Source organism: Janthinobacterium sp. BJB401, assembly GCF_013372745.1.
Classification (GTDB): Bacteria; Pseudomonadota; Gammaproteobacteria; order Burkholderiales; family Burkholderiaceae_D; genus Janthinobacterium; species Janthinobacterium rivuli.
Map to the genome: position 1 here is coordinate 1 of NZ_JABXFH010000050.1, position 18,415 is coordinate 18,415.

Annotated in this window: 18 protein-coding genes; 10 read left to right on the forward strand and 8 right to left on the reverse strand. The window is 64.2% G+C overall.

Annotated features, from left to right (window positions below; translation table 11 throughout):
• The first annotated feature begins 145 nt into the window (after positions 1-145).
• From mobB to HWE17_RS23885, 4 genes are all read left to right on the forward strand, one after another.
• Positions 146-682, forward strand: a complete 537-nt coding sequence (mobB, locus tag HWE17_RS23870; RefSeq protein ID WP_176390481.1) for a molybdopterin-guanine dinucleotide biosynthesis protein B — start codon at positions 146-148, stop codon at positions 680-682.
• Positions 683-739: 57 nt separating this feature from the next.
• Entirely contained in the window at positions 740-940 is a 201-nt protein-coding gene (locus HWE17_RS23875; RefSeq protein WP_034781856.1) for a YjfB family protein, read from the forward strand.
• A 266-nt stretch (positions 941-1,206) separates the two neighbouring features.
• Complete coding sequence (locus HWE17_RS23880) at positions 1,207-1,509, forward strand: DUF2282 domain-containing protein (RefSeq protein WP_077400619.1); 303 nt, start codon at positions 1,207-1,209, stop codon at positions 1,507-1,509.
• A 17-nt stretch (positions 1,510-1,526) separates the two neighbouring features.
• Positions 1,527-3,149: a DUF692 family multinuclear iron-containing protein gene (locus HWE17_RS23885; protein WP_176390482.1), complete on the forward strand. Its 1,623-nt coding sequence runs from the start codon at positions 1,527-1,529 to the stop codon at positions 3,147-3,149.
• Between the two features lie 4 nt (positions 3,150-3,153).
• Here HWE17_RS23885 and HWE17_RS23890 read toward each other — a convergent pair whose 3' ends face one another.
• The 3 genes from HWE17_RS23890 to fumC form a co-directional block, all read right to left on the reverse strand.
• The gene (locus HWE17_RS23890; protein ID WP_035825472.1) at positions 3,154-3,438 is read right to left on the reverse strand and encodes a hypothetical protein; all 285 of its coding nucleotides are present in this window, start codon (positions 3,436-3,438) and stop codon (positions 3,154-3,156) included.
• A gap of 108 nt (positions 3,439-3,546) precedes the next feature.
• Positions 3,547-3,768: an RNA-binding S4 domain-containing protein gene (locus tag HWE17_RS23895; RefSeq protein WP_035825476.1), complete on the reverse strand. Its 222-nt coding sequence runs from the start codon at positions 3,766-3,768 to the stop codon at positions 3,547-3,549.
• Positions 3,769-3,864: 96 nt separating this feature from the next.
• Positions 3,865-5,259 (reverse strand): class II fumarate hydratase, encoded by a 1,395-nt coding sequence (fumC, locus tag HWE17_RS23900; protein ID WP_176390483.1) that lies wholly within the window; start codon positions 5,257-5,259, stop codon positions 3,865-3,867.
• Positions 5,260-5,430: 171 nt separating this feature from the next.
• On the opposite strand from fumC, the gene HWE17_RS23905 reads away from it, so the two are divergent.
• On the forward strand, positions 5,431-6,561 hold the full coding sequence (locus HWE17_RS23905; RefSeq protein WP_176390484.1) for a FimV family protein: 1,131 nt from the start codon (positions 5,431-5,433) through the stop codon (positions 6,559-6,561).
• 419 nt (positions 6,562-6,980) lie between these two features.
• Here the strand turns inward: HWE17_RS23905 and HWE17_RS23910 are convergent, their stop codons facing one another.
• Both HWE17_RS23910 and HWE17_RS23915 read right to left on the reverse strand, forming a co-directional pair.
• A complete protein-coding gene (locus HWE17_RS23910) occupies positions 6,981-7,232 on the reverse strand; it encodes a flagellar protein FliT (protein ID WP_235211804.1) in 252 nt (83 codons plus the stop codon).
• Positions 7,233-7,456: 224 nt separating this feature from the next.
• Positions 7,457-8,284 (reverse strand): HDOD domain-containing protein, encoded by an 828-nt coding sequence (locus HWE17_RS23915; RefSeq protein WP_176390485.1) that lies wholly within the window; start codon positions 8,282-8,284, stop codon positions 7,457-7,459.
• 138 nt (positions 8,285-8,422) lie between these two features.
• On the opposite strand from HWE17_RS23915, the gene HWE17_RS23920 reads away from it, so the two are divergent.
• From HWE17_RS23920 to HWE17_RS23930, 3 genes are all read left to right on the forward strand, one after another.
• Positions 8,423-10,492, forward strand: coding sequence for a M13 family metallopeptidase (locus tag HWE17_RS23920; protein WP_176390486.1), 2,070 nt, complete (start codon positions 8,423-8,425; stop codon positions 10,490-10,492).
• 68 nt (positions 10,493-10,560) lie between these two features.
• Positions 10,561-11,196 (forward strand): bifunctional 2-polyprenyl-6-hydroxyphenol methylase/3-demethylubiquinol 3-O-methyltransferase UbiG, encoded by a 636-nt coding sequence (locus HWE17_RS23925; protein WP_176390487.1) that lies wholly within the window; start codon positions 10,561-10,563, stop codon positions 11,194-11,196.
• Between the two features lie 184 nt (positions 11,197-11,380).
• Positions 11,381-11,566 (forward strand): CsbD family protein, encoded by a 186-nt coding sequence (locus HWE17_RS23930; protein ID WP_035825486.1) that lies wholly within the window; start codon positions 11,381-11,383, stop codon positions 11,564-11,566.
• A 77-nt stretch (positions 11,567-11,643) separates the two neighbouring features.
• On the opposite strand, the gene HWE17_RS23935 is transcribed toward HWE17_RS23930, so the two are convergent.
• From HWE17_RS23935 to HWE17_RS23945, 3 genes are all read right to left on the reverse strand, one after another.
• Entirely contained in the window at positions 11,644-13,854 is a 2,211-nt protein-coding gene (locus HWE17_RS23935; RefSeq protein WP_176390488.1) for an alpha/beta fold hydrolase, read from the reverse strand.
• A 191-nt stretch (positions 13,855-14,045) separates the two neighbouring features.
• Positions 14,046-14,885 (reverse strand): PhzF family phenazine biosynthesis protein, encoded by an 840-nt coding sequence (locus tag HWE17_RS23940; protein ID WP_176390489.1) that lies wholly within the window; start codon positions 14,883-14,885, stop codon positions 14,046-14,048.
• Between the two features lie 20 nt (positions 14,886-14,905).
• Positions 14,906-16,297: an MATE family efflux transporter gene (locus tag HWE17_RS23945; RefSeq protein ID WP_176390490.1), complete on the reverse strand. Its 1,392-nt coding sequence runs from the start codon at positions 16,295-16,297 to the stop codon at positions 14,906-14,908.
• Between the two features lie 189 nt (positions 16,298-16,486).
• Here HWE17_RS23945 and HWE17_RS23950 point away from each other — a divergent pair, with 189 nt between their 5' ends.
• Together HWE17_RS23950 and HWE17_RS23955 are read left to right on the forward strand one after the other, a co-directional pair.
• Positions 16,487-17,152: a beta/gamma crystallin family protein gene (locus HWE17_RS23950; RefSeq protein WP_099400876.1), complete on the forward strand. Its 666-nt coding sequence runs from the start codon at positions 16,487-16,489 to the stop codon at positions 17,150-17,152.
• A 241-nt stretch (positions 17,153-17,393) separates the two neighbouring features.
• Positions 17,394-18,398, forward strand: a complete 1,005-nt coding sequence (locus HWE17_RS23955; RefSeq protein WP_176390491.1) for a beta/gamma crystallin-related protein — start codon at positions 17,394-17,396, stop codon at positions 18,396-18,398.
• Positions 18,399-18,415: the final 17 nt, after the last annotated feature.

Here is an 18,415-nt window from a genome sequence, read left to right on the forward strand (position 1 = left end):
CGCCTGGTGCCCGCCGGCGCGAAGAATGGTGGAAAACCTGGCGGCGCTTGACTTGGGCGATGCGCGGGGCAATGCGCGGCGCTGCGCCAGGCGGTCGCGCCCGTGGGGCTGCGTATAATCATTCCTTCTCAATCAAGGAGTGACCATGCACGATGCGATGCCCGCACACCCGGTACTCGGTGTGATCGGCCGTTCCGGTAGCGGCAAGACGACCCTGCTGGAATTTGTGGTGAAGGAACTGGCGGCGCGCGGCTTGCGCGTCAACCTGGTCAAGCACAGCCACCATGATCTGGCGCTGGAACCGCCGCAAAAAGACAGTGCCCGCCTGCGCCTGGCCGGGGCGGCGGAAGTGCTGGTGGCGTCGCCGTACCGTTTTGCCATCGTGCATGAGCTGCGCGGCGCGCCCGAGCCGAGCCTGGCGCAGCAATTGTCCCGCATGGGGCCGGCAGACCTGACCCTGGTCGAAGGTTTCAAGACGGATCCCATTCCCAAGCTGGAAGTGTTTCGTCCGGAAGTGGGGCAGGCGCCCCTGTATCCGCACGACCCGCATGTGATCGCCGTGGCCTCCGACAGCCCGGCGCCGGCCGACTTGCGCGAAGGCGTAGAATGGTTGGACTTGAATGCGCGCGAGCACGTGCTGGCCTGGCTGCTGCTGCAGTTGGAAAATAAGCTGGAAAAATAAGTTAAAGGTTTGCCGCGGCCATCCGTTAATACTGGTAGAACCTCATTGGAGAAACGTATGGACGTCGGAAGCATTGCTCAACTGTCAACCACGATGGCGGAGACAGGCACGCGGCAAGCCGTCGGATTGACTGTCCTGAAAAAAGCCCAGGATATCCAAAGCTCGACCGCCACTGCCTTGCTGGCAGCGTTGCCACCGGTACAGTCGGCGCCTAGCCTGCCGGCTCACCTCGGCAATCGCATCAACACGACTGCCTGAGCGCAGTCCCGCGGCGCCACTCTGGCGCCCGCTCTATTTACGCCCACACCACCGTCATCGACGGTGGAGCGTGGGCGTTTTTGTCTGTCTTTCCGCTTTCCCCCCTCCCTCTATAAAATTGACTGATTGAAGATGGTTCGCCATGGCGCGGCCGATTCAGTAGAATGACGTCCATCACCCCATGTTGCCCATCGTGCAGCCCGGGGCGTGCCGTGATTTGCCGCGATTACTTATCGATTACTTTGACCCATGCAAGAGGATTTTCCATGAACAAACGTCAAGCTCTCATCGCCGCCGCCCTCGCGGGCATCTGTGCCGGCACCACCCTCAACGCGGCCGCGCACGATGGCCCCGCTCCTGGCGACAAGGAAAAATGCTATGGCGTGGCCAAGGCAGGGCAGAACGATTGCGCCTCGTCCGATGGCGCGCATTCCTGCGCGGGCCAGGCGGAGGCGGACAACCTGCCGACCGAATGGACTTATGTTGCCAAGGGCACGTGCGAACAGGCGGGCGGCTCCGTCAAGCCCATCAAGGCCGGCAAGGCTGCCAAACCGGCCACGCAGCCCTAAGCGTCCGCCGCCTGCCCATGCCGCCGCCCATCCAGGCGCTTGCCGGCGTCGGCCTGCGCGCCGCGCATTACCGCGACTTCCTGGCGCGCAGGCCCAAGGTCGGCTGGCTGGAAGTGCACACTGAAAACTACCTGCAGCCGTCGGGCTGGGATAATCATGTGCTGCAAGCCCTGCGCCAGGATTACCCGATCAGCCTGCATGGCGTCGGGCTGGGCCTGGGTTCCGCGCGCGGCTTTTCCGAAGCCCATTTGCAGCGTGTGCGCGCCGTGGTCGAGCGCATCGAACCGGCCCTCGTGTCGGAACACCTGAGCTGGGGCGCCGTGGCGCAGCAGCAACTCAATGATCTGTTGCCGCTGGCCTTGAATGGCGCCGCCCTGGATTTGCTGTGCGCACGAGTGGGGCGGGTGCAGGACGTGCTGAAAAGACCGATCTTGCTGGAGAATGTCTCCACTTGCCTGCGTTTTGCCGACGATGCCATGAGCGAGGCGCAATTCCTGGCGGAGCTGGCACGCCGCAGCGGCTGCGGCCTGCTGCTCGATATCAATAACCTGTATGTGAACCAGTGCAACCACGGCGAAGACGCCTTCACGGCCATGCAGGCCATTGCACCGGGCAGCGTGGGCGAGCTGCATCTGGGCGGCCACCTGCTGACGCCGTATGCCGTGATCGACCACCATGGCGCCGCCGTGGCCGATCCCGTCTGGGATTTGTATGCGGCCGCCTTGCTGCGCTTTGGCGCCATGCCTACCCTGGTCGAATGGGATACGGACTTGCCCGCCCTCGATATCCTGCTGGGCGAAGCGGACAAGGCGCAAGCCATGCTGGCGCGCCATGCGCCGCAAACGCCATGGCAGGGAACGGTGCTGCCGTCCCCGCCGCCGCCCGTGTTGCTTGACGCGCTGGCGGCCGGCCAGCAAGCGTTTGCCACAGCCTTGCTGGATGCTCAGGCCGCATTGCCAGCGTTCGCGGGAGAAGCCGTGCCGCAGCGTTTCTCGCTGTACCGCGGCAACCTGAGCGCCACCTGGCGCCGCATCCTGGGCCACGCCTACCCCGTCGTGCTGGCGCTGGTGGGCAAGGCATTCTTTGGCGGCCTGGCGCGCGCGTATGGCCGCCAGTACCCGTCCGATAGCGCCGACTTGAATGAGTTTGGCGCCCGTTTCGCCGATTTTCTCGCCAGTTTTCCGCCTGTGGCCGACTTGCCCTACCTGCCGGACATGGCGCGCCTGGAATGGGCCGTGCACCTGGCCCATTACGCGGCCGATGCGCAGGGCCTGGCCCCCGAGTCGCTGGCCACCCTGCATCCCGATCAGCTGGAAGCGCGGCGTTTCAGCTTGCATCCCGCTTGCGTCTTGCTGGCGTCCGGCTGGCAAGTGGCCGCCCTGTGGCAGGCGCATCAGGAAGGTGAAGAGCAGGGGAAGTTTCCGCAGGAGTTGCAGGTGGCCAGCTGGGCGCTCGTATGCCGGACGCGCTGGAAGGCGCAGGTGCTGGTAGTGGATGCGGCCGCGCATGCGGCCTTGGTCATGTTGCAGCAGGGCCAGACGTTTGGCGCCGCGCTCGATGCGGCGTTCGAGCTGGACCCGGCATTCGACCTGGCCGCCCACTTGCGCCAGTGGCTGGCGCATGCGGTATTGACGGCGTGACAGTTTATTCGAAGGCCCGCAGCAGGCGCGCTTCGCCCGTCTGATCGCGGTACAGGGCATTCGCGGCCAGGGTGGCGTCCATCATGCGCGTAACTTGCTCTTCTTCAAAGCGGGCCAGCTCGGCCGTGGCCGCGACGAGGGCCAGTTCCAGCCTGGCGCGCGCGCTCTGGTACAGGCTGCTGGTGTATTTGTCTGTGTTACGCAGCAATTCTTCCGCGTTTTCTATTACCTGGCGCAAGTCGCCGATCAGGCGTTCCTGGCTGCGCGTACCTTGTTCGGGCTGGTCCATGGCGCTCCCTTCCGCAATCGATATTTATCTGACAATAACGACGTGTTTGCAGCTTGATCCAGGCAGCCAGTTGGACGCATGGGGCCGCTTTCGCACCCCATGCGGGAATCAGACAGGAGCGACGACCGTGATACGGATATCGCCCACGCTGACGACCTGGCCGGCGCGGATCTTGGCGGTCTTGCGCAATTCCTTCTTGCCATCGACCTTCACCACGCCGCTATCGACCATGACCTTGCCTGCGCCACCGCTGTCGCACAGGCCGACCAGCTTCAACAGCTGGTTCAGCTCGACGAACTCGGATGTTAAATCAAAGCTTACTTTTTGCATTGTATCCCTTATTGCAACGATGTGTTTTCAACACTGAATGACGGTGTCAACTAAGATCATAGTTTACATGAAGCGAGGGAGAATGCAGGCTGAGCCTTAACTTTTGTTGGGCCGCGTCATCTCCAGGGGCACGATCCACGCGCTGAATTGCTCTTCCGTTACAAAGCCCAGGCCCAGCGCCGCTTCCTTCAAGGTCGTGCCTTCATGCTGGGCTTGCTTGGCGATTTGCGCTGCCTTGTCGTAGCCGATGTGCGGCGCCAGCGCCGTGACCAGCATCAAGGAACGCTCCATCAGGTCGGCGATACGTGCACGGTTCGGTTCGATGCCGTGGGCGCAATGCTCGTCGAAGCTGCGCATGCCGTCGCCCAGCAGGCGCGCGCTTTGCAGGAAGTTGTGCGCAATCAAGGGCTTGAAGACGTTCAGCTCGAAATTGCCCGAGGCGCCGCCCACCGTGATGGCGACGTCGTTGCCGAACACCTGGCAGCACAGCATGGTCAGCGCTTCGCACTGGGTAGGATTGACCTTGCCCGGCATGATGGAGCTGCCCGGCTCGTTTTCCGGTATCGTGATTTCACCGAGGCCGGAACGGGGGCCGGAGGCCATCCAGCGCACGTCGTTGGCGATTTTCATCAGGGCCGTGGCCAGGGTTTTCAAGGCGCCATGGGCGGCGACCAAGGCATCGTGGGCGGCCAGGGCGGCAAACTTGTTGCTGGCCGTCTCGAACGGCTGGCCCGTCAGGCGCGCCAGCTCGGCCGCGATGCGGCCGGCAAATTCCACGTGGGCATTCAGGCCCGTGCCGACGGCCGTGCCGCCGGCGGCCAGTTGCAGCAGCGGCGGCAACGATGCCGTGATGATGTGCTCGGCAAAGTCCAGCTGCGCCACGTAGCCCGAGAATTCCTGGCCCAGGGTCAGCGGCGTCGCATCCTGCAAGTGCGTGCGGCCGATCTTGACGATGTCGGCAAATTCCGTCGCTTTCGCGTCCAGGGTGGCGCGCAGCTGGCGCAGCGGCGGCAAGACCGTGTTGGCGACGGCCAGGGCGGCCGCCACGTGTATCGCGGTCGGAAAGATATCGTTCGAGGACTGGCCCAGGTTGACGTCGTCGTTCGGATGCAGCAGGCGCTCGGCGCCGCGCAAGCCGCCGATCAGCTCGGAGCCGCGGTTGGCCAGCACTTCATTCATGTTCATATTGCTTTGCGTGCCCGAGCCCGTCTGCCAGACGGCCAGCGGGAATTCTGCGTCATGCTTGCCGGCCAGCACTTCGTCGGCCGCCTGCGTGATGGCGATGGCTTTCTTGCCATCTAGTAATCCCAAGTCCAGGTTGACGTGGGCGGCCGCGCGCTTGACGGTGGCCAGGGCGGCGATCAGTTCGGGCGGCATCTTTTCCGTGGAGATATGGAAGTGCTCAAGCGAGCGCTGCGTTTGCGCTCCCCACAGCCGGTCGGCGGGTACGTCGATCGGGCCGAAACTGTCGCGTTCGATTCTGCTACTCATGACATCCCTTTCATCGATAGAGGTGGATCGAGTGTACTCCAGGCGTCAAAAAGGCACAGGATGATGCTGTATTGCATCATTTTTGCCGTGGCCCATCTATATTTTTGCGATTTCCTGCCGTTAAAGACAGGCGAGTCCCCCTTCTTATCCTGTTATCAAAGCGATCAGTCCATGCACAGCAGCATTATTCTCCGTTGGTCCCTGATCGCGTGCGCCGCCGCCAGCCTGGCCATGCCGCCCGTCATGGCGGCCGAACTGGGTGAGATGGCCGTGCTGTCGCACGTGGGCCAGCCCTTGCTGGCCGAGATCGAACTGACGGCACTGGCGCCCGAGGAGGCCAATGGCGTGGCCGTGCGCCTGGCCTCGCCCGATGTGTACCGCGGTGGCGGCATCGGCATGGATCCGGCCCTGCAGGGGTTGACGATCAGCCCGCTGGAGCGCGGTGGCCGCCATTATGTGCGCGTGACTACGCGGCAAGCGATCCAGGCGGGCCACGTGCATCTGTATTTATTGCTGGGTAGTGGCAATGGCGCCGTCGTGCGCCTGGGCACCCTGTGGCTGACGCCGGCGCCGCCTGCTGCCGCTGCCGTCAGTGCGCCAGCCAGGCCCGCCGTTCCGGTGCCCATGCCCATGCCTGTCCCCGCGCCGTTGCCACGCGCAGTGACTGGCGCGCCGTTGCCCGATGCCGCCGCGCTGGCGGCCCGCGCGCGCGCCGAGGGCCTGGTGCGCCCGGCGCGCGTGTTCGTGCCGCCGCCCGCCGCGCCCACACCGGCTGCGCCCGCGCGGCGAGCGCCGCAGCTGCGCCGCGCCACGGCGCCCGTGGCCGCCTGCGCACCGCAGGCGGATGCCGGGCAGGCGCAAGCGTGCGTGGCGCTGGATGAGAAAAACGCGGCCCTGAATGACAAGCTCGGCGAATTGGAGGGCAAGATCGGCGCCTTGCAAAAGGCGCTGGCTCAGCCCGCCACCGCCGTTGCGCCGGCTGCCGCGCCGGCCGAGGCGCAGGCGCCGCATGCCAAGCCCAAGCCCCTGCATACAGCGCCAGTCGCTGACAAGAAGGCGAGCGGCAACGGCTTGCTGTGGCTTGGTATCGGCACCGTGGCCTTCCTGTTGCTGACGGCGCTCATCGTGTATGTCGTGCGCATGCGCAAGCAGGCGGCAGTGCCGGGCGCGCCGTCGAAATACTGGGTCTTGCTGCGCAAACCGTTCCGCCGCAAGAAAAAGGATGTGCCCGTGCTGACGGAGGCGGTGGAGGACGGAGCGGCAGCCGCGCCGGAACCGGAGCCGGAGCCGTTCTCGCGTTAATCGTGCTGCAAGGCTGCGCTACAATTTGATATAAAAAAAGATATTGAAAAAAGACATGGATATGCTTGCCAATCGCGTTGCCTATTTCTTAAAGATGGTGTTATGATTAATTCAGTGGACTTGCTCTACGACAAAACAGCCCCAGCCTGGCGCAGTCACCAACGATAGTGTGGCGCGGCAAACAGGTGTAGCGTTGCATAAACGCCTGGGTCTGGAAGCGGTTCGCGATGCCGACGATGTGCTCGCGAACGCCGGATGCAACCGGCAGCGAGGCGACGCCAGGAGATACCTGGGGCTCGCCTTCCAAATTCCCCCCCCCTCCTTGTTCCCGAGCGCCGCAGTTGTCGCGCTCCTTGTCAGGGAGTTGACGTAAAAAAAGCACCCGCGGGTGCTTTTGTCGTTTCTGGTGCTGCAGCTTCTTACATGCGGGCGCGCGCGCCCTGCATGGCGCTCGGCAGCTGCGTCATCCACGGTTCCGTGATGGCGCGGATTTCGCGGTCGTTTGCCAGAATTTGCTTGAGCAAATCGATCTTGCGCAGGCGCGAGGCGCCGGCCAGGGCAGGCACCTTGCCCGTCATGGTCGCGCTGGCGGCGCTGGCGCACTGGTTTTCCAGGGCATCCAAGTCATTCCAGTCGCTCGAACGTGCGGCCACGACCATTTTATTGGTCATTCCTGCAATATTTTCGTACATCGAGAGAACGTCGTTGGAGGTCATGAGCACACCCGTAACTAGTGAATGGATTACCGCTTGTCCAGATTAACGGCAGGTCCTAGGGGAACTTGAGGGTGTTTTTGAAAAAAAGTGAAAATAATTTAGCTGATTGCTTGGCGGCCGCCGGAATCGCCCGCAAACCCGCATGGATGCGGGGGCCGGCGATTCCTGCCAGCGTGGATTTATTTGACGAGTTCTTCCAGTCCCGCGCTCAGTTCGGCGGGCGGCGGCATCTTGTCGATCAGCACCGAGGGCGGCAAACCGAGCGCTTCGGCCACGTTGCTGGGGTAGCAGGCGATGATTTCTTCATTGCTCAACGCGTTTTCATCGATGCGGGCGCGCCACGCGGCCAGGTGGATGATGGCGGCCAGGCGGTTCAGCGGCGCCTTGGCCAGCGGATCGGGAAAGGCGGCGATGGCCTCGGCAAAGGCAGGGGGGAACTTCCAGCGGCGCGCCAGTTCGGCGCCCACCTGCGCATAGTCATAGCCCAGCGAAACCCGCTCCGCGTCGAGCCGGCGCGCGTCGAGCGGCGGGGCGATCTTGTCGAGCTGCATGGCTTGTTCGGGCATGGCCGCATGGATCACCAGTTGACCGATCGCATGCATCATGCCGATGGTGAACGCCAGATCCTGGTTGTCGCCCGTCTGTCTGGCGATCCAGCGGGCCGACACGGCGCTGTGCAGGCTGTAGCGCCAGAATTGCGGCAGATTCAGTCCCGGCACGGCCTTGTAGCCGCTGACCAGGCCCGAACTGATGACGAGCGTGCGCACGGTTACAAAGCCGAGCATCAGCACGGCGTCTTCCACCGTGCCGATGCTGCGCGAGACGTGGTAATACGCCGAGTTGGCCAGCCGCAGCAGCTTGGCGCTCAAGGCCGGGTCCGCTCCCAGCTGCCGGGCGATGTCTTCGGTGGCGATGGCGGGGTTGTCGAAACTGCGCACCAGTTCATCGACGATCTTCGGGGCGGCAGGCAGGGCGTGGGGTTGCTGAAACAGCGCTTCCAGTTGCATGGCAATCTCCTTGGCATTCGCGCGGCGCGGGGTCGTGAAACTATAGGCCGATTTTTTGTCCGCATGCAAAAAAATTCCGGGGCGCTTTTTTCATGGGAAACAGGCTATGATTTTGACTATTCCATTGAAAGGATCGCCATGCACGGTTTGCGTTTTTCCTGGTCCCGGACGCCAGTCCAGGCCGCCATCATCCTCGCCCTGGCCGGCGTGTCGCTGGCCGGCTTGCCCGCCCAGGCGCATGGCCAGCAGGCGGCCGCCAGCGCCGTTGTTCCCGCTGCCCCCACGGCCTTGCCCGGCGACGATTTCTACGATTACGTGAATGGCGACTGGCTGCGCAAGACGGAGATTCCCGCCGACCGCAGCAGCTGGGGCTCGTTCGCCATCCTCGCCAACGCCACCAACGAGCGCATCATCGGTCTCGTCGAAGGCTTGTCGGCGGCGCCGCAGGCCGATCCCTCGGCGCGCCAGGTCAGCGATTTTTACCGTTCCTGGATGGATGAATCGGCTATCGAAGCGAAAGGCTGGGCGCCGATCAAGCCGTTGCTGAAGAAGATCGATGGCATCCGCGACCTGGCAGGACTGGCCCGCGCGCTGGGCGAAAGCTTGCGCGCCGATGTCGACCCGCTCAACGCCACCAATTTTTATACGGAAAACCTGTTCGGCCTGTGGGTGGCGCAAGACTTGAACGACACCACGCGCAATGTGGCGTATCTGCTGCAGGGCGGGCTGGGCTTGCCTGACCGCGCGTTCTACCAGGGCGACAGCGCCCGCATGCAGGGCTTGCGCGCCGGCTACCAGGCGCATATCGCGGCCATGCTCAAGCAGGCCGGCTACAGCGATGCGCCGGCCCGCGCCGCGCGCGTGTTTGCGCTGGAGCAGCAAATTGCCGCCAGCCACGCCAGCCGCGAGGATTCGGCCGATGTCGCCAAGGGCAATAATGCGTGGCGCGCCGCCGACTTCGCCAGCAAGGCGCCTGGACTGGACTGGAAAGCCTTCTTCCAGGCGGCCGGTCTGGGCCAGCAGACGGATTTCATCGTCTGGCATCCGACGGCCATGACGGGCAGCGCGGCCCTGGTGGGTAGCGTGCCGCTGGCCACGTGGAAGGATTTTCTGGCCTTCCACGCCATCAATCATTTCAGCACGATTTTGCCGAAGGCGGCCGCCGAGCAGCGCTTCGCCTTCTATGGCAGCGCCCTGAGCGGCACGCCGCAGCAGTCGCCGCGCAGCAAGCGCGCGCTGGCGGCAACCAACGCGGCCCTCAGCGACGCCGTCGGCAAGCTGTACGTGGAACGCTATTTCCCACCTGAATCGAAAGCCCGCGTGCAAGACATGGTGACGAATATCGTGGCCGCCTTCTCGCGCCGCATCGACAAGCTGGACTGGATGGCGCCGGCCACCAAGGCGCAGGCGCAGGAAAAGCTCAAGACCCTGTACGTGGGCGTGGGCTATCCGGAGCGCTGGGACAGCTATGCGGGCTTGCGCGTGGTGCGCGGCGATGCGCTGGGCAATGTGCAGCGCGCGGAACAGTTCCACTATCGCCAGGAGCTGGCCAAGCTGGGCCAGTCGCCCGACCGCAAGGCCTGGGCCATGCCGGCCCAGCTGGTCAATGCCGTCAACCTGCCGCTGCAAAATGCGCTGAACTTCCCGGCCGCCATCCTGCAGCCGCCGTTTTTCGACCCGCAAGCATCCGATGCGGCCAACTATGGCGGCATCGGCGCCACCATCGGCCACGAGATCAGCCACAGTTTTGACGACCAGGGCGCGCAGTTCGACGCCCAGGGCAAGCTGCGCGACTGGTGGACGCCGGCCGACCTGGCGCATTTCCAGACAGCATCCAAGCAACTGGTGGCGCAGTTCGCGGCCTATAAACCGTTCCCCGACCTGGCCGTGAATGGCCAGCTGACCCTGAGCGAAAACCTGGCCGACCTGGCCGGCGTGGCGGCCGCGCATGACGCGTTCACCCTGTCGCAGCAGGGCAAGCCGCTGCAGCCTGGCGCGGACCGTGATTTCTTCATCGGCTACGGCGTGAGCTGGCGCAGCAAGGCGCGCGAAGCGGCGGCGCGCCAGCAAATCCTCACGGATGGCCATGCGCCGGCGCAATACCGCGCCGCCACCGTGCGCAATCTTGACGCCTGGTACCCGGCCTTCGACGTCAAGCCGGGACAGCAGTTGTACCTGGCGCCGGAGCAGCGCGTGCGCGTCTGGTAGTCATTGACGGTGCCGCACGCCTAGCGCGCCGGCACCGTAAAATGGCGGAACATATCGATAGGACCGCCATGAAGCCGAACCCGCAGCAAGACCCCATCCACGCCATCACGGGCCGCACCCTGGCCCATTACGACGCCAGTGCCGAGCAGTTTTTCGAAGGCACGCGCGATCACGACGTCAGCCAGAACATCAGCGCACTGCTGGCCGCCATCGGCAAGCCGGCGCCTTTGGCGATTCTCGACCTCGGCTGCGGCCCGGGCCGCGATCTGAAAGCGTTCACGGCCATGGGCCACCATGCGACCGGTGTCGATGGCAGCGCCCGCTTCGTCGAGATGGCGCGCGACTACAGCGGCTGCACCGTGTGGCAGCAGGATTTCGTCGACCTCGACCTGCCTGCCGGGCACTTCGACGGCGTGTTCGCCAATGCCGTGCTGTTCCACGTGCCCAGCGCCGCCTTGCCCGGCGTGCTGCGCGCTTTGGTCGCGTGCCTGAAGCCCGGCGGTGTGTTGTTCAGCTCGAACCCGCGCGGGCAGAACCAGGAAGGCTGGAATGGCGCCCGCTACGGCAGCTACCACGACGAAGCGACCTGGGCCGTCTACCTGCAGGCGGCCGGTTTCAGCCTGATCGAGCAGTATTACCGTCCGCCCGGCTTGCCGCGCGAGCAGCAGCCGTGGCTGGCGACGGTCTGGCGCAAAGCGGGCTGATTTCGCGTCATTAGCTGATTTTTGGCATGTGTTAGGGACCGTACATAGTTTTTGCAACCTCAAGCGTAGTATGGACACATCGACACGCAGCAAGCAGCGCAAGCCGCTTCAAACAGCGTGTGAGCCGCAGTACCGGCCCTTCGGGGCAGGACAACAGATGTACCAACTACAGTGAGGATCCATCATGAACAAAGATCAAGTCGAAGGTAAACTGAAGGAAGTCGGCGGTAAAATCCAGGAACAAGCTGGCAAACTGGTCGGCAGCGAAGAACAGCAAGCCAAGGGCCTGGCAAACCAGGTCGAAGGCAAAGTGCAGAAGAAAGTTGGCGATGTGAAAGATGCGGTTGAAACTGTGACTCGCAAGCCATAATTCTGGCAGCAAGAATGTAAAAAAACCGCCGCCTGTCGCGAGACAGGCGGCGGTTTTTTATTTGATGCAGCGCAATCTTACTGTGCTGGCTTCATCAGGTTCTGCTTGAAGAACATCTCGATTTTCTTGTACACGTGGCGCTGGCCCGCGCGCGACGAGATGCCGTGCTTGGCGCCCGGATACGTCATCAGGTCGAACTGCACGCCGCGGTTCACCAGCGCGTCGATCAGGCGTGTGCTGTTGCTGAACAAGACGTTGTCGTCGGCCATGCCGTGCACCAGCAGCAGCGGCGACTTCAGGCCGTCGAGGTGGGCGAACACGGTGCTGGCCTTGTAGCCATCCACGTTTTCCTTCGGCATGCCGAGGAATTGCTCCGTGTAGTGGGTGTCGTACAGCGACCAGTCGGTCACGGGCGCCACCGACACGCCCATGGCGATCTTGTCGGATGCGGCCGACAGCAAGCGCAAGGTCATGAAGCCGCCGTAGCTCCAACCGAACACGCCGATGCGTTTCGGGTCGACGAAACTTTGCTTGCCCAGCCAGTCGATGCCGACCAGCTGGTCGGCCACTTCGGCCGCGCCCAGATTATGGTAGATGGCATCCGTGAACGCGCGCTCGCGGCGCGACGAACCGCGGTTATCGAGGCGGAAGACGACAAAGCCTTGCTGCGCCATGTACTGGTCGAAGTTGTTGCCCCAGCGGCGCGCCACGTGCTGCGAGTGCGGGCCGCCATACGTCGACAGGTAGACGGGATAGCGTTTGCTGGCGTCGAAGTTCGATGGCTTGACGATGGAGTAGTACAGCGTCTGGCCATCGTTGGCCTTCAGGGTGCCGTACTCGGTCGGCAGGTGGTCCGCCTTGTACTTGGCGTACGGGTGGCTGGCGTTCAGCGCGTTTTCTTCCAGCCAGCCCACCATGGCGCCATCCGGACGGCGGATGCTCACTTGCGGCGGCGTGGCCGGGTCGGAATACGTGTCGACGAAGACTTCGCCATTGCGCGAGAACGTCGTGTCGTGCCAGCCGTCGGCTTTCGTCACGCGCTGCGGTTTGTCGGCCGTGCTGCCATCGAGGGCCAGGGCGTAGGTTTGCTTGTCGATGACGGCGTCGCGGTTCGACGCGACGAACACTTTACCCGTCTTCTGGTTCACGGCCAGCACGCTGTCGATGCCCCATGCGCCGGAAGTGACCGGGTGCAGCAGCTTGCCGCTCATGTCGTACAAATACAGGTGATTGCGGCCCGTGCGTTCCGACGACCAGAGGAAGGTGCCGTTCGACAGGAAGCGCAGGTCGTCATGGATGCTGACCCAGGTTGTCGACGTTTCCGTCAGCAGGGTGCGCTGCGCCAGCGTGCTTGCATCGACGGCGACCAGGTCGAGGGTCTTCTGGTCGCGCGACTGGCGCTGGTAGACGAGCGATTTGCTGTCCGCGCTCCAGTCGGCGCGCACCAGGTAGATGTCCGGGTTCGTGCCCAGGTCCACCTGGCGCTGCGCGCCCGTTTCCGGCGAGACGATCAGCAGCTGCACCAGCACGTTCGGGTCGCCGGCGGCCGGGTAGCGCTGCTCGACGACGTCCGTGCGGTCGGCGAAGATTTCAAAGCGGCGCACGACGGGAACCGGCGCTTCGTCATAGCGTTTGTAGGCGATGGCGGAATCGTCAGGGGCCCAGTAGTAGCCGGTGCGCTGGCCCATTTCTTCCTGCGCCACGAATTCGGCTTCGCCGTTGCGGATGGTGCCCTTGCCATCGGTCGTCAGCTGGCGTTCCTGGCCCGATTTCAGGTCGATCACATAGATATTCTGGTCGCGCACGAACGAGACGTAGCGCCCTTTCGGCGAGATTTTCGGATCGAGCACATTGCCCTTGGCGACCAGGCGCGCCTTGTCCGGGTGGGCCGCGTCGACCAGGTACAGATTGCCGGCCAGCGGCACCAGCAGCTGCTTGCCATCGGGCGACCAGCTGTAGCTGAGAATGCCGTTCAGGCTGGCCGTGCGCTCGCGTTCGCGGCGCGCCTGCTCTTCGGGCGAAATCGTTTCATTCGGCACCAGCGCCTTCGAGTCGATCAGGCGGTGCGTGCTCTTGTCCTTCAGCTTGAATTCCCACAGGTCGAGCTGGAACTGGTTGTCCGCGCGGCCGCGCAGGAACGTGACTCGCTCGCCATCGGGTGAGACCTTCAGGTAGCGCACGCCGGGGCCGGCCAGCGCCGGATCGGCGTGAATGCGTTCCAGGGTCAGCTTTTCAGCCGATGCGGGAACGCTGGCCATCGCGGCCAGAAAACAAAGAATAAAACGCATGGATGTCTCGGTAGTTGGAAGGATGAAGGGCACTGCATGCATAGGCGAACTTGAGCGTTGCCTAAGCGTAAGACGATACCAGAGCATGCATGTTTATGCGATAGCCCCGGCCACGGAATATGGGCGTACTGGCCGTATTTCCTTCGCTGGAAATATCCGATAGCCACCCATTCCATGGCGCTTTATGCGGTTCAGGCCAATATCGACCCTGCGATCACGGTCAGGCACGCGCCGCCTATCCAGGCCTGGCCATCGCGGAAGCGGACGGATACGCGGCCGTCGCGTTGCAGGCAGGTGCCCTGGCGGACGCTGTAGTCGCCACCGGCCAGCAGCTGCGCGATGCAGGCATTGGCGCTGCCCGTGACGGGGTCTTCCACCAGCGCGCCATGTTCGCTGAGCAGCGCGCGCACTTCGTAGTCGGCCGGTCCGCCTGCTGCGTGCGGGCCGTACAGCGCCAGGCCATCGGTCCCGGAGGCGGCCAGCAAGGCCGTCAGCGCGGCGATATCGGCGCGTACGGCCAGGCAGGCGGCGGCGCTTGCCAGCGGCACGCACAGCCAGCGGATGCCCATGTCGACGACGCTGCCGGCAGCGGCGGGCGTGCCGGCCAGCGCTGTTTGCAGCAGCGGCAGCAGAGTGGGTTCGAGCGCGCGCGCCGTGCAGGGCGGCGCCTGGAACGCCAGCACGCCGCCCGCATGCTGTTCAATGTGCACCAGGCCGACGCCGCATTCCTGCACGATGCGCGCGCCTTTCGGCTGCAGGCCCGCATCGAGCAGGGCGTGCGCCGTGCCCAGGGTCGGGTGGCCGGCAAACGGGAATTCCGTCTCGGGCGAAAAGATACGCACGCGGTAGTCGGCGGCGGGGTCGCGCGCCGCCAGCACGAAGGTGGTTTCCGACAGGCCGGTCCAGCGCGCAATCGCCTGCATCTGCGCGTCATCCAGGCCGTCGGCGTCGAGCACCACCGCCAGCGGATTGCCCTGGAAGGGCACGCTGCTGAAGACATCGACTTGCTTGAAGGGGCGCGGTTGTGGCATGGCTGTTCCTTGCAGGAGGGTCAGGCGGCGCGCAGGCGCTGCAGCGATAGCCGGTTCAAATACCAGGTCAGCAGCACGGCCGCCACCGTCAGGCCCGTCACCAGGCCGATCCAGAAGCCGGCGGCGGCCATCGGCTCGGCCGGCGACCAGATGAAGCCTTGCGGCGCGAGGCCCAGCACGTAGCCGATCGGCAGCGAGAAGCCCCAGAAGGCCAGCAGCTGGATCAGCATCGGCTGGCGCGTCACCTTGTAGCCGCGGATGGCGCAGGACGTGGCCACCTGCGTCGCGTCGGACAGCTGGAACAGGGCGGCGAACAGCAGCAGCTGCGCGCACAGCGCCTGCACCTGCGGGTCGGACGTATAGGCTTGCGCGATCTGGTGGCGGAAGACCGTGATGACGGTGGCCGAGACGATGGCCGCCGTCAGCGACATGGCCACACCGACCCATGAAATGAAGCGCGCGCGGCGCAGATTGGCTTCGCCCACGGCATGGCCCACGCGCGTGACGAGCGCGATACCAAAGGTGAGCGGCACCATGAAGACGACGGACGAGAAATTCAGGGCGATCTGGTGCGCCGACACCTGGATCACGCCGAAGCGCGCCACCAGCAGACTGATGACGCCAAAGGCGCTCACTTCGGCAAAGTAGGTCACGCCGATGGGCAGGCCCAGGCGCAGCATGGGGCCGATGGACGACAGCTGCGGCCCTTCCCAGTGCGTGAACGGATACGTGGCGCGGTAGGCGGGCGCGATCCTGATCCAGGCCAGCATGGCCAGCAGCATCATCCACACGCAGCAGGTGGTGGCCACGGCGCAGCCCACGCCGCCCATCTTCGGCATGCCCCAGTGGCCGTAGATCAGCAAATAGTTGACGAGGATATTGAGGCCCAGCGCGGCCAGCGCGATCACCATCACGGGCTTGGTCTGGTTGATGCTGGTGCTGTAGCCGTACAGCGCGCGGTAGGCGGCGAACGGCGGCAGCGCGCAGCTGATGATGTGCACGAACAGCTTGGCCTTGGATGCGACGTTTGGCTCCAGCATCAGGTGGTCGAACACCAGCGCCGCCATGTTCGTCAGCAGGCAGGCCACCAGACCCACGAGCAGCGCCTTCCACAGCGACTGGCGCACGATGCGCGGCACCTTGTCGTGGCGCGCGGCGCCGATTTCATGCGCCACCAGCGTATTGATCGCCATCATGATGCCGCTCACGGTGACGAGCACGATGGACCAGATGGCCGCGCCCAGCGAGACGGCCGCCAGTTCCTCGGGATTCGTATGCCCCGTCATCGCCACGTCGGCCGCGCCCATGCCGACGGTGGCCAGCTGGCCGATCAGGATGGGCCAGGCCAGCTTCCACAGCGACGAGACTTCAGTGCGGATGGCGGGCAGGGTGAACGAGGTGGTGTGTGGCATGGCGGCAAGCTTGACGAAACACAAGATTCTACCGGCATTCGCCGTGCTTGTCCGCCGTGGCGCCCCGAGGGGCCGGGCGCGGTAATCATTTGTTACAGCTAAATGGGCCAGTCGCGGCTAGACTGCGTGCTCTATTTGGCAAGATGACCAAATAGTCACACCGTACTATCCTGACTATGGAGCAAGACCATGCTGAGACACACCCTGAACTGCGCCCTGTTGCTGGGCGCCGCCATGACGGCCGAACTGGCCGGCGCTGGCGAACTGACCCTGTATTCGCGCGACGATTTTCACGGCCGCTCGCAGACCGTGCGCGATACGGTCGCCGACCTGGAAGACGTCCGTTTCAACGACACGACGCAAAGCATCCGCGTGCGCTCGGGCCGCTGGGAAGCGTGCGAAGAAGCCGATTTCCGCGGCGATTGCTTCCTGCTCGAGGCGGGCGAGTATCCATCGCTCGATGAACGCGCCAACAAGATCACCTCGCTGCGCGAAGTGCGCGGCGGCTGGGGTGGGCATCCGGGCCGCGATCGTGACCGTGGGCGAGATCGGGACGGCCGCTGGGAACGCGACCGGGAACACGGCCATTTGCCGGGGCGCTCGCTGGGCGGCGAACTGACCTTTTACACGCGCGACGATTTCGCCGGCCGCAGCTTGAGCGTGCGCAACGCTTCAGCCGACTTGCGCGAGCGCGATTTCAACGACACGGTGCAAAGCGTGCGCGTGCGCTCCGGCTATTGGGAAGTGTGCGAGGACGTGGGCTTCCGCGGCCGTTGCCGCACCCTGGAACCCGGTGAATACGCGAGCCTGGAACGCATGAGCAACCGCATCTCGTCGGTGCGCGAAGTGCGCTGACGCCAGACTGGCAAGCGTAGCCGGTCCCTGCCGGGGCCGACTATTGCTTTTAGTAACAATTTATTGTGCTTTTCCCATACTTTGTTACACCGTTTTTTCTGCGGATGGTTACACTGGCATCAGTTGTCATGTCGATCATTTGTCTTGAGCGACCTTCCGTGGGGGAGGGCGCTTGTTACAATGGCATCCTGGCGTTTTGGCCAGGCAAATCATCACCAAAGAATGAAGAATGGAGTTAATCATGACGGGCCCTTTCAAACACACGCTGGCATGCGCGGCGACCTTGCTGCTCTCGCTGGGGGGCCATGCGGCCGCCCATGCGGGCGAGATCACCCTGTTCCAGGATGACAATTTCCGTGGCCGCGCCGTGACCCTGCGCGAAACGGCGGACAACCTGTCGCCCCAGGGCTTCAACGACAAGGTGTCGAGCATCGTGGTGCGTTCAGGAACCTGGGATGTCTGTACCGATGCCGGCTTCCGCGGCAGGTGCAAGACCCTGGGGCCGGGCGAGTACGCCTCGATGCCTGGCATGAACGACGCCATCAGTTCAGTGCGCGAAACGGGGCGCGGCGATGGCTACAATCCGGGACGCCCGGGGCGCGATCCGGACCGTGGCAATGGCGGCTATGGCCGTGGCGGCAGCCTGGAAGTGTATTCGGGCGCGGGCCAGAATGGCGGCTCGGCGCGCCTGAACCGCGATACGGACGATTTCGTCGGCATCGGTTTCAATGACCGCACCACGAGCATCGTGATCCATAACGGCTACTGGCAGCTGTGCAGCGATTCGAACTACCAGGGCACTTGCCGCATTTTCGGCCCTGGCCGCCACGACGACCTGGGGCGTGGTCTTGACGGACGCGTGTCGTCGGCGCGCATGGTCGACGAGCGCGAAGCGCGCCGCCAGCAGCAGTACGATAACCAGTACCAGCGGCCGCAGTACGAGCAGCAGTACCCGCAATATCAACAGCCGCAATACCAGCAGCCGCAGTACCAGCAGCGCGGCGCCGTGCTGCTGTTCCCCGAGGCGGGCATGCGCGGCGAACCGCTGGCGCTGGAGCGCAACGCGGAGGACCTGGTGCGCTTCAATTTCAATGACCGCGCCTCGTCCATCATCGTCAATGAAGGCCAGTGGGAAGTGTGCAGCGATTCGAACTTCCGTGGCCGCTGCGAAGTGATCGGGCCGGGCGAGTATGGCCGACTGAACGCCATGGAAAACCAGATTTCCTCGCTGCGCCGCGTACGCTGATTCCTTCCTGATTCAGT

What these genes read in the sequence shown, in the direction of transcription:
- HWE17_RS23935 (WP_176390488.1), bottom strand. Translation starts at nt 13,854, where the DNA reads ATGCGTTTTATTCTTTGTTTTCTGGCCGCGATGGCCAGCGTTCCCGCA.
- HWE17_RS23945 (WP_176390490.1), bottom strand. Translation starts at nt 16,297, where the DNA reads ATGCCACACACCACCTCGTTCACCCTGCCCGCCATCCGCACTGAAGTC.
- HWE17_RS23880 (WP_077400619.1), top strand. Translation starts at nt 1,207, where the DNA reads ATGAACAAACGTCAAGCTCTCATCGCCGCCGCCCTCGCGGGCATCTGT.
- HWE17_RS23925 (WP_176390487.1), top strand. Translation starts at nt 10,561, where the DNA reads ATGAAGCCGAACCCGCAGCAAGACCCCATCCACGCCATCACGGGCCGC.
- HWE17_RS23890 (WP_035825472.1), bottom strand. Translation starts at nt 3,438, where the DNA reads ATGGACCAGCCCGAACAAGGTACGCGCAGCCAGGAACGCCTGATCGGC.
- fumC (WP_176390483.1), bottom strand. Translation starts at nt 5,259, where the DNA reads ATGAGTAGCAGAATCGAACGCGACAGTTTCGGCCCGATCGACGTACCC.
- HWE17_RS23955 (WP_176390491.1), top strand. Translation starts at nt 17,394, where the DNA reads ATGACGGGCCCTTTCAAACACACGCTGGCATGCGCGGCGACCTTGCTG.
- HWE17_RS23910 (WP_235211804.1), bottom strand. Translation starts at nt 7,232, where the DNA reads ATGACCAATAAAATGGTCGTGGCCGCACGTTCGAGCGACTGGAATGAC.
- HWE17_RS23950 (WP_099400876.1), top strand. Translation starts at nt 16,487, where the DNA reads ATGCTGAGACACACCCTGAACTGCGCCCTGTTGCTGGGCGCCGCCATG.
- HWE17_RS23930 (WP_035825486.1), top strand. Translation starts at nt 11,381, where the DNA reads ATGAACAAAGATCAAGTCGAAGGTAAACTGAAGGAAGTCGGCGGTAAA.
- HWE17_RS23940 (WP_176390489.1), bottom strand. Translation starts at nt 14,885, where the DNA reads ATGCCACAACCGCGCCCCTTCAAGCAAGTCGATGTCTTCAGCAGCGTG.
- mobB (WP_176390481.1), top strand. Translation starts at nt 146, where the DNA reads ATGCACGATGCGATGCCCGCACACCCGGTACTCGGTGTGATCGGCCGT.
- HWE17_RS23885 (WP_176390482.1), top strand. Translation starts at nt 1,527, where the DNA reads ATGCCGCCGCCCATCCAGGCGCTTGCCGGCGTCGGCCTGCGCGCCGCG.
- HWE17_RS23920 (WP_176390486.1), top strand. Translation starts at nt 8,423, where the DNA reads ATGCACGGTTTGCGTTTTTCCTGGTCCCGGACGCCAGTCCAGGCCGCC.
- HWE17_RS23895 (WP_035825476.1), bottom strand. Translation starts at nt 3,768, where the DNA reads ATGCAAAAAGTAAGCTTTGATTTAACATCCGAGTTCGTCGAGCTGAAC.
- HWE17_RS23875 (WP_034781856.1), top strand. Translation starts at nt 740, where the DNA reads ATGGACGTCGGAAGCATTGCTCAACTGTCAACCACGATGGCGGAGACA.
- HWE17_RS23915 (WP_176390485.1), bottom strand. Translation starts at nt 8,284, where the DNA reads ATGCAACTGGAAGCGCTGTTTCAGCAACCCCACGCCCTGCCTGCCGCC.
- HWE17_RS23905 (WP_176390484.1), top strand. Translation starts at nt 5,431, where the DNA reads ATGCACAGCAGCATTATTCTCCGTTGGTCCCTGATCGCGTGCGCCGCC.